The organism is Litchfieldia sinesaloumensis (assembly GCF_900156865.1).
In the GTDB taxonomy this organism is placed as follows: Bacteria; Bacillota; Bacilli; order Bacillales; family Bacillaceae_L; genus Ferdinandcohnia; species Ferdinandcohnia sinesaloumensis.
In genome coordinates this window covers 3,951,239-3,960,769 of sequence record NZ_LT732529.1, presented here as the reverse complement: position 1 = coordinate 3,960,769, position 9,531 = coordinate 3,951,239, and the positions used below count along the sequence as shown (strand labels likewise).

6 protein-coding genes, 2 riboswitches and 2 other annotated features (1 of these 10 running past the window's edge) are annotated in these 9,531 nt (G+C 40.2%); all 6 genes read right to left on the bottom strand.

Going from position 1 to position 9,531, the window contains the following annotated elements:
• Positions 1-82 carry the start of an NCS2 family permease gene (locus CZ490_RS19495; RefSeq protein WP_200801609.1) on the bottom strand. Its footprint begins 1,025 nt before the window's first position, so 82 of the gene's 1,107 nt are visible here — the first part of the coding sequence; its start codon is at positions 80-82; its stop codon lies beyond the left edge, outside the window.
• Positions 68-333 (bottom strand) — a sequence feature (16S ribosomal RNA rRNA prediction is too short). (Overlaps the previous gene by 15 nt.)
• 70 nt (positions 334-403) lie before the next feature.
• Positions 404-1,287: a sequence feature (16S ribosomal RNA rRNA prediction is too short), on the bottom strand.
• A 361-nt stretch (positions 1,288-1,648) separates the two neighbouring features.
• Complete coding sequence (locus CZ490_RS19485) at positions 1,649-2,971, bottom strand: NCS2 family permease (protein ID WP_077620408.1); 1,323 nt, start codon at positions 2,969-2,971, stop codon at positions 1,649-1,651.
• Positions 2,972-3,122: 151 nt separating this feature from the next.
• Positions 3,123-3,225: riboswitch (purine riboswitch) on the bottom strand.
• Between the two features lie 88 nt (positions 3,226-3,313).
• Entirely contained in the window at positions 3,314-4,852 is a 1,539-nt protein-coding gene (gene guaA, locus CZ490_RS19480; protein WP_077620407.1) for a glutamine-hydrolyzing GMP synthase, read from the bottom strand.
• A gap of 102 nt (positions 4,853-4,954) precedes the next feature.
• Positions 4,955-5,056: riboswitch (purine riboswitch) on the bottom strand.
• Between the two features lie 33 nt (positions 5,057-5,089).
• Entirely contained in the window at positions 5,090-7,267 is a 2,178-nt protein-coding gene (locus tag CZ490_RS19475) for a DUF4129 domain-containing transglutaminase family protein (RefSeq protein ID WP_077620406.1), read from the bottom strand.
• Positions 7,264-8,481, bottom strand: coding sequence for a DUF58 domain-containing protein (locus tag CZ490_RS19470; RefSeq protein ID WP_077621116.1), 1,218 nt, complete (start codon positions 8,479-8,481; stop codon positions 7,264-7,266). Before CZ490_RS19470 ends, CZ490_RS19475 begins: the two co-directional genes overlap by 4 nt.
• Positions 8,481-9,443, bottom strand: a complete 963-nt coding sequence (locus tag CZ490_RS19465) for an AAA family ATPase (RefSeq protein WP_077620405.1) — start codon at positions 9,441-9,443, stop codon at positions 8,481-8,483. Before CZ490_RS19465 ends, CZ490_RS19470 begins: the two co-directional genes overlap by 1 nt.
• Positions 9,444-9,531: the final 88 nt, after the last annotated feature.

The following is a 9,531-nucleotide window of genomic DNA, read 5'->3' as shown; positions in this document are numbered from 1 at the left end:
CTAATACTACTGAGTAAGCAAAGAATGCGTTGAGTCCCATTCCTGGCGCTAGTGCAACTGGATACTTTGCTACAAGACCCATAATAAGTGTACCAAGGGCTGCCGCAAGANCGGTTTGTCACCGGCAGTCACCTTAGAGTGCCCAACTAAATGCTGGCAACTAAGATCAAGGGTTGCGCTCGTTGCGGGACTTAACCCAACATCTCACGACACGAGCTGACGACAACCATGCACCACCTGTCACTTATGTCCCCGAAGGGAAAGCCCTATCTCTAGGGATGGCATAAGGATGTCAAGACCTGGTAAGGTTCTTCGCGTTGCTTCGAATTAAACCACATGCTCCACCGCTTGTGCGGGCCCCCGTCAATTCCTTTGAGTTTCAGTCTTGCGACCGTACTCCCCAGGCGGAGTGCTTAATGCGTTTGCTGCAGCACTAAAGGGCGGAAACCCTCTAACACTTAGCACTCATCGTTTACGGCGTGGACTACCAGGGTATCTAATCCTGTTCGCTCCCCACGCTTTCGCGCCTCAGCGTCAGTTACAGACCAGAGAGCCGCCTTCGCCACTGGTGTTCCTCCACATCTCTACGCATTTCACCGCTACACGTGGAATTCCGCTCTCCTCTTCTGCACTCAAGTCCCCCAGTTTCCAATGACCCTCCACGGTTGAGCCGTGGGCTTTCACATCAGACTTAAAGGACCGCCTGCGCGCGCTTTACGCCCAATAATTCCGGATAACGCTTGCCACCTACGTATTACCGCGGCTGCTGGCACGTAGTTAGCCGTGGCTTTCTGGTTAGGTACCGTCAAGGTACCGCCCTATTCGAACGATACTTGTTCTTCCCTAACAACAGAGCTTTACGACCCGAAGGCCTTCTTCGCTCACGCGGCGTTGCTCCGTCAGACTTTCGTCCATTGCGGAAGATTCCCTACTGCTGCCTCCCGTAGGAGTCTGGGCCGTGTCTCAGTCCCAGTGTGGCCGATCACCCTCTCAGGTCGGCTACGCATCGTCGCCTTGGTGAGCCGTTACCTCACCAACTAGCTAATGCGCCGCGGGTCCATCTGTAAGTGGTAGCTAAAAGCCACCTTTTAATTGAAGACCATGTGGTCTTCGATGTTATCCGGTATTAGCTCCGGTTTCCCGAAGTTATCCCAGTCTTACAGGCAGGTTACCCACGTGTTACTCACCCGTCCGCCGCTAACTTTTGGGAGCAAGCTCCCAAAAGTTCGCTCGACTTGCATGTATTAGGCACGCCGCCAGCGTTCATCCTGAGCCAGGATCAAACTCTCCAATAAGAGTATTGATTGCTCAATAGTTTGTTACCAAAATTAAAAACGTTGACGCTTGTATTGTGTTCAGTTTTCAAAGAACTTTTTACCCGCTGTTCATCAGCGACTTTTATAATATAACATCATTAATCGTCTGTGTCAACAGCCTTTTAAAAATGATTGTTTTTCAAAGTGCTTGTAACAGCGACTCACTTACTATACCAAGTTTATAGACTAGAGTCAACCCTAAATTATAAAAGGAACATTCAATTTTTCACAGATTCTAACTATGTACATATATAACAACGATCCCCGGCCTCTTTTCACTTACATTAAACAAGAAAAAGGATGCCAGCAAAAGTACTGGCATCCACAATTTTTTAAGTTAAGAAAATGAAATATAAAATAAAGGTTACAAATAAACCATACATAATCGGATGAATTTCTTTTGCCTTTCCTTTTACAATCATTGTAATTGGATAAAAGATAAATCCAATCGCAATACCTGTTGCAATACTATAAGTTAAAGGCATTGTTACGATTGTTAAGAAAGCCGGAACCGCAACCTCGAATTTCTTCCATTCAATATCACCTAGAGATGCAACCATCAGAACTCCAACAATTATTAACGCGGGTGATGTGACAGCTGATGTTATTACTCCTAATAATGGAGAGAAAAATAAAGCCAATAAGAAAAATACTGCTGTTACTACAGAAGCAAATCCTGTTCTAGCTCCTGCTGCTACTCCTGCTGATGACTCAACATAAGAAGTAGTTGAAGAAGTTCCTAATACTGCTCCAATTACAGTTCCAGTTGAATCTGACACTAATGCTCTTCCTGCACGTGGAAGTTTATTATCTTTCAACATACCCGCTTGGTTTGCTACTCCTACTAATGTTCCGGCTGTATCAAAGAAGTCTACAAACATAAATGTAAGAATTACAACTAACATTTCTAAAGTGAAAACTTCTCCGAAGTTTGCAAATGCCGCACCGAATGTTGGTTCTAAACTTGGTACTGCACTAACAACCTTGTCAGGAATCGGAACTAATTTAACAATCATTCCTACGATTGCAGTTATTACCATACCAATAAATACTGCACCGTTTACTTTACGGACCATTAATATGACTGTTATCACAACACCAAAAATTGCTAATAACGTGTTACCATCTGAAAGGTTACCTAATGCTACTAGAGTTGCAGGATCGCCTACTACGATACCAGCATTTTTTAGACCGATAAATGTGATGAATAATCCTATACCTGCACCAACTGCTAATTTAAGGTTTTGTGGAATAGCATCAATAATTTTTTCACGAATTCGAGTTAATGTAAGGATTACTAAGAAAATTCCTGATACTAAAACACCTGATAAAGCAGTTTGCCATGAGATTCCCATTCCTAATACTACTGAGTAAGCAAAGAATGCGTTGAGTCCCATTCCTGGCGCTAGTGCAACTGGATACTTTGCTACAAGACCCATAATAAGTGTACCAAGGGCTGCCGCAAGAGCTGTTGCAACGAACACTGCATTCGCATCCATTCTTAAGTCAGCTGGTAAATCTGGCACATCACTTAATGAAAGAATCGATGGGTTAACGAATAAGATATAAGCCATAGATAAGAACGTTGTAATACCACCGATTATTTCTCTTTTATAAGTAGTTCCGAGTTCATCGAATTGAAAATACTTTTTCATAATATGATCCCCTCTCCCTTTTATCCATATCGTCGTACTTCAAACTTCGAATCTATTTAAGCAATATAAAAGCGCCCCAGATTTTTTAATCTGAAGCGCTTGACGTTAAGGATAACGATAGAATAGAAGAATCATAGTAAATTGACTCTCTTTATTATCAGTTATACCTCGTAGTCAAGCTAATTTACGGTAGCCTGGTAGAAACTTTTGGGCCATATCCCCAAGATTATACGACGTATTTCAACAAAATTTATAATTTCAATTTCATTATATGATAATAGTCCTAGAGAGTCAACATAAAAACGAACATTACCTAATTATTTTTTTACATTGTTCGTGTATTTATTCCCACTCGATTGTTGCTGGTGGCTTACTTGTTATATCATACACAACTCGGTTTACATGACTTACTTCATTTACAATCCTGGTAGAGATAACTTCGAGTACATCCCAAGGAATACGAGCCCAGTCTGAAGTCATTCCATCGATTGATGTAACCGCGCGAATACCAATCGTGTAATCATATGTTCGCGCGTCTCCCATTACCCCAACACTGCGGATATCAGGAAGAACTGTGAAGTACTGCCAGATTTCACGTTCAAGACCTGCTTTTCTAACTTCTTCTCGTAAGATATAATCTGATTCACGAACAATCTCCAGTTTGTCCTCTGTAATTTCACCTAAAACACGAATACCTAACCCCGGTCCTGGGAATGGTTGGCGCCACACGATTTCATCCGGAATTCCTAATTCCGTTCCAAGCGCGCGAACTTCATCCTTAAATAATGCGTTTAGCGGTTCAATTAACGTGAACTGCATGTCTTCTGGTAGTCCACCAACATTGTGATGAGATTTGATTGTTTGTGCAGTTGCTGTTCCACTTTCAATGATATCTGTGTATAGAGTACCTTGTGCTAGAAAGTCAATACCTTCAAGCTTTGCAGCCTCGTCATCAAAAACGTAAATGAACTCATTGCCAATGATTTTACGCTTTTGTTCAGGGTCACTTACACCCTTTAGTTTGTTTAAGAAGCGGTCTTTTGCGTCAATTTTAATCACGTTCATATTAAAACCTTCGCTAAACGTCTTCATGACACTTTCAGCTTCTCCCTTACGAAGGAGGCCGTGGTCAACGAACATACAAGTTAGTTGATCACCGATCGCTTTATGGATTAAAACAGCTACCACTGAAGAATCTACACCACCGCTTAGTGCACAAAGAACCTTTTTGTCGCCAACCGTTTGACGGATCTTCTCCATCTCGATTTCAATGAAGTTTTCCATTGACCAGCTCTCGCTACATCCACAAGCACCGAATACAAAGTTTTTAAGAAGGTCGTTACCATAAACTGAGTGACGCACCTCTGGATGGAATTGAACGCCATATAATTTGCGGCCGCCATCACTCATAGCTGAAATCGGGCAAGATGGGCTAACTGCATCAACAGTAAAACCTTCTGGCGCTTCCACAACTAAATCGCCGTGGCTCATCCATACAACCTGTTCGCCTGGGAGGTTAGAAAATAGAGCCGATTCGTTTTGGACTTGAATTGTCGCTTTTCCATACTCACGGTTATGCGCCTTTTCGACTCGACCACCGAAATGTTGGGTCATAAGCTGCATTCCATAGCAAATTCCCAATACAGGAATACCTAAATCGAATATTCCCTCATCACATCTGAAGGAATTTTCATCGTATACACTATTCGGTCCACCAGACAGAATAATGCCTTTTGGCTGCATCGCTTTAATTTCTTCAACTGTCAGTGTGTGCGGATGAAGCTCACTATACACACCAAACTCACGGATTCTTCGAGTAATCAATTGATTATATTGGCTACCAAAGTCTAAAACAACAATCATTTCTTGAACGTTATCCATAAAATCACCTCGTTATAGTTTGTAATACATCCATCTGTTAGTATGCATAAAAAAACTAGAATCTTGCCTTAAGAAAAAGGCAGGATTCTAGCTCACGTACACAAATAGAATAACTGCCTTCATAGTCAAACCATTTACGGTGGTCTGGTAGAAACTTTCGAACCATATTTTCGAGGATATACGAAGGATATTTCTATTAAAATTTTGTTTTCATTCTATCAATCACATACCTATTGGTCAAGATGATACCTTTTTAATTAAATTTTCCCATAATTCAATGGACTTATTCCACTCTTCACTCGCATTATCTTTTCGATATAAGGCTCGTTCATAACTAAGAGTCAATTGCTCCATATCATGTCCTCGATAAAATTTATCAACCTGGATGGAGTATTCTCTCAAGGTTTGCCCTTCTTTTCTTTTGAAACCAACACGATCTAGCTGCTTCAGTAACGCATTATACGCCTTGAAATACACATCCTCATCCTTTTTGTTTTTATATAATAAAATATAAAGATATGTCATCCAATTCATCCGAGTCTTTATCAATACATACACAATTAAAAGGAGGCTCAATGCGACAATCATCAAGTATTTCCACGAAAAGGCATACGAGATATCATCAGCGATGCCACCTTCATTCTCTTCCGAAGCTGGAGTAGCTAAGGTTTCCTCAGCCTCTTCCACCTCAGGTACATCTTCGGTTACTGTTTGTGGAGTTTGATTGTTTTGATTCCCTGGCGTCCCTAAATCGTAGGAAAACAGATTCGAGTTACTATATCCCTTCGTCGGTTCAAAAGGTACCCAACCAAATTCCGGAAAATAGACTTCTACCCAAGAGTGTGCATTGTTATTCGTGATTTCATACGTACTTAAGTCCAGTCGTTCCCCTTCTGTATATCCTTTTACCCATCTTGCCGGAATGTCTAACGAGCGCAATAAAACTACCATTGATGTTGAATAGTTATCACAATAACCCGCTTTCGTTTCGAACAGGAATTGGTCCACATAGTCTTGGTTTGCTTCTGGTATTGCAGCATTTTCTGTGTCATACACAAATCCATTAGCCTGGAAATAGTTTTCAACTGCCTTTACCTTATCGTACCGATTGGTCTTCGTAATCGTAATATCAACAGCCAGCTCTTTTACTCGTTCTGGAAGGCCCTCAGGTAACTGCGTGTATCGCTTTTTAAAGATATCATTTTGCTCAAGACTACCTGGTTCTGTAACCTCTTTAAGTAGATTTATATAATATTTTGGATACTGATATTGAAGAGTATATCCGTCTAACTTAACCCCTTCATCACCTCTATAAGTTGAGATTTTTTCTGATAAAGGATTTACACTAAAATGGATATCTGGGTCACTTTCAACTGATGTTAACCCCATCGGATATACAACGTGTGGGTATTTCAAATCCATTTGTATCTCTGTTTCAAATTCCTCTAATTCTGTTTTCTGCTCGTACCAATTCAATACTGTGTTCTCTGTATGGAATGTTTCATTTTCAGCTTTACCAGATAAGACCCAACCTTTTCCGGTATACGTGTCCTTAGATTCAACACGCCAATAGTGACGCCTCTCGGTCTTAGCTGTAAATACAACTGTATCATCCGGAATAAAAGGGCCTCCGAGGTGTTGATCATTAGTTCCATACCCAATTTTCTTAATCCCACTAATCGAGCCATTTGCATTTTCTTGCCCATATCCTTTTAAGAATGGTACTGGATCTGGCCATTGGGGTGCTGCTTTAGGTGAAACATAGCCTATTAATGTTGAAAATAAGATGAAAACAACTAATGGAAGTGCCCATTTCTTTCCTATATGAATATGTTTAGAAAACTCTCTTTCCTTTATGCGCTCGAATTGCAAAATGCCAAGCATAAAGAAACCAATTAGAACTGTTCGTATAATAGCAGCTTTCGCATCGTACGGGCTGAACGTATCGATAACCGTGATATATGTTATGGTCAATACGAAAAACAATAAAATTCTTTTTTGCTGCGTAAACCAATAATGAAGCAAATAACTCAATAACCAGAGCAAAATAAAAAAAAGTAGCGTCCGAAATATAGGAGTCATCCCCATCCAATTTGCTTGGAACATAAGACCAATATTTTTTACTATGTCAGCTAGGAACGTACTTAGCCAGGATAGCTCCAGAAATGGCACTTTAAAATAGAGGGAATGTATCATATATAAGATTAGGAAAAGCTTAATCATCGCACCAACCAAAAACGGAACTCGTAAAAAAAGCAAAAGAAAACTTACGCAAATAAAAATAACAAAACCAGTCGTTTCCTGTGTATCTGTGACCGTTTTAAGTGGTCGAAGCCACTCCCATAGTAAGAGAAAACCGAACACATTCAAAATCAGGTTACGAATATCACGTTGTACTGAAATTTTAGGCCTCATGATTTCCTCACCTCATAAAATACATCCTCGAATTGTCCTTCATAGACGACTTTTACAATTACGTTATGCTTTTTTACCGCCCCTAGAACACTCACTTCCTCCTTTGAAAGCTGGGTTCCTTTTTCCTTTACTACAAAGAGCTGTAAGTCAGCATTTCGCATCGAAAATCTCCCTACTATAGAGACTGTGTCCTGATTCAATTCACTCGTAACAAGCATAAAGGTCACTGGCTGGTAAATTTTCTTGATTTGTGCTTCTACGATTTGCGAAAACGAAATCGAGCTGTTGTCCTTTACTTTTGCTAGGTGATGATAGATTACTTGCTGATGGGATTCTCCGTTCTTTAACGGAAAAATCGTTTGTTCATTCCCAATAGAGATGAATGAAAGTTGAGCACCTTTTCTCAAAATAGCTTTTGTGAGCGAGGCTGTAAACGTTACAATCTGCTCAAAATGTGGTGATTTTGTCCGATCCATAAAAAGTACAACATCATGGCTTTGTTGTTGCTCGAATTCTTTCGTCATAATATCGTTTCTTCTTGCAGACGCCTTCCAGTCTATCCATGAAAAGCGATCACCTGGTGTATATTCTCGAACACCAATTGCAATTGCCGTATCCCTTGGCATTCTTACATTTGAAGATGTTGTACCTTGTTCAAATCGACTCTCTAACTGACGATATATCATATCTACGTACTGTGGATATACTAAAAATTGGTCACGAACTGGAACAATTGTTTCTTTCTCAATAAGACCGAACAAGTCTCCCGTCTTTATTCGGACCCCCTCTAAAAGATGTTCACCCCGAGGAATTGAATCAAATACGTATTCATACCTCATTTCTCGTTTAAACCAAGGAAATATAATGACTTTTGATTGGTTCGATTGTTCAACTTTTTTTATTTGTGGAGGCAGTAATTCTTCGACAATGAGATACATTAGTGGAAAAGGAATCTTTCTTTTTATCACAATTGTTGCCTCGAACCTTTCTCCGGCTACATATTCCCTACGGATTACATGACGTTCTAGTTGAAAGTCTCTAAGAGGATAGATGGATAGAACGAAAGAATATAAGCCAAACGGGATAAAGCTGTAAAATAGAAACCAGCTTACAAAGCCACCTTGAAACATTGCATATACAAATGTTGCAACGATGAGAAGAAAAATATTGACGAGTTTTCCTGCTCCCTTTAATTTTCGAAGTAGATTCATCATCAACGATTCAACGACCTTTTAACCGGGATAGGAGTTCTTTCAATTATTTTTGCTACTATCTTTTCGGTTGTCATTCCTTCAAATCTCGCTTCCGACTTCAGAATAAGTCGATGAGGTAAAACATAGGGTGCTAGATATTGGATATCGTCAGGAATTACAAAATCTCTTCCGTGAATCATCGCATAAGCTTGAGCTGCCTTCATCAAGGCAATTGAACCCCTAGGGCTAGCTCCTAGATAGACAGAATTATGTTCTCGCGTACGACTCACAAGATCGACGATATATTCTTTAATCGTCTCATCAACATATACAGCTTTTGCTTCGTTTTGAAGGTCTACTAACTCCTTAAGAGTAATAACCGCATCAAGCTGCTCAATTGGTTTAGACTTTTCTGCTCTATTTAAAACCTCAATTTCTTCACTAACAGAAGGGTAGCCCATTTTCATCTTCAACAAGAAGCGATCTAATTGGGCTTCTGGAAGTGGATATGTTCCTTCATATTCAATAGGGTTTTGGGTGGCCATTACAAAAAATGGCTTTGGTAATGATCGAGTTACTCCATCAACAGTTATGCTACTCTCTTCCATCCCTTCAAGTAGGGCAGATTGTGTCTTTGGAGACGTTCGGTTGATTTCGTCCGCAAGCACGATATGACCAATGATTGGACCTGGTCTAAACTCAAATTGAAGCTCTTTTGGATTATAGATGGATGTTCCAGTAACATCAGATGGTAATAAATCCGGAGTAAATTGAATCCGCTTAAAATCCGCACTTACTGATTTCGCAAGGGAACGCACCATCATTGTCTTTCCAACCCCCGGTACATCCTCTAGTAAAACATGTCCTTCTGCTAATAATGCAACTAAACTTAAAGTTGCCACATCTCTCTTTCCGATCATTACTTTTTCAATATTTTCTATTACTCTTCCTAAAACTGGATGTAACGTTTCAAGCTGCGCCATTTTCCGTCCTCCCAAAACCTCGTATTCTCTTACAATATATGTAACTATTATACTATCCACTTACCAAATATAAAAGGAATTTAGGACT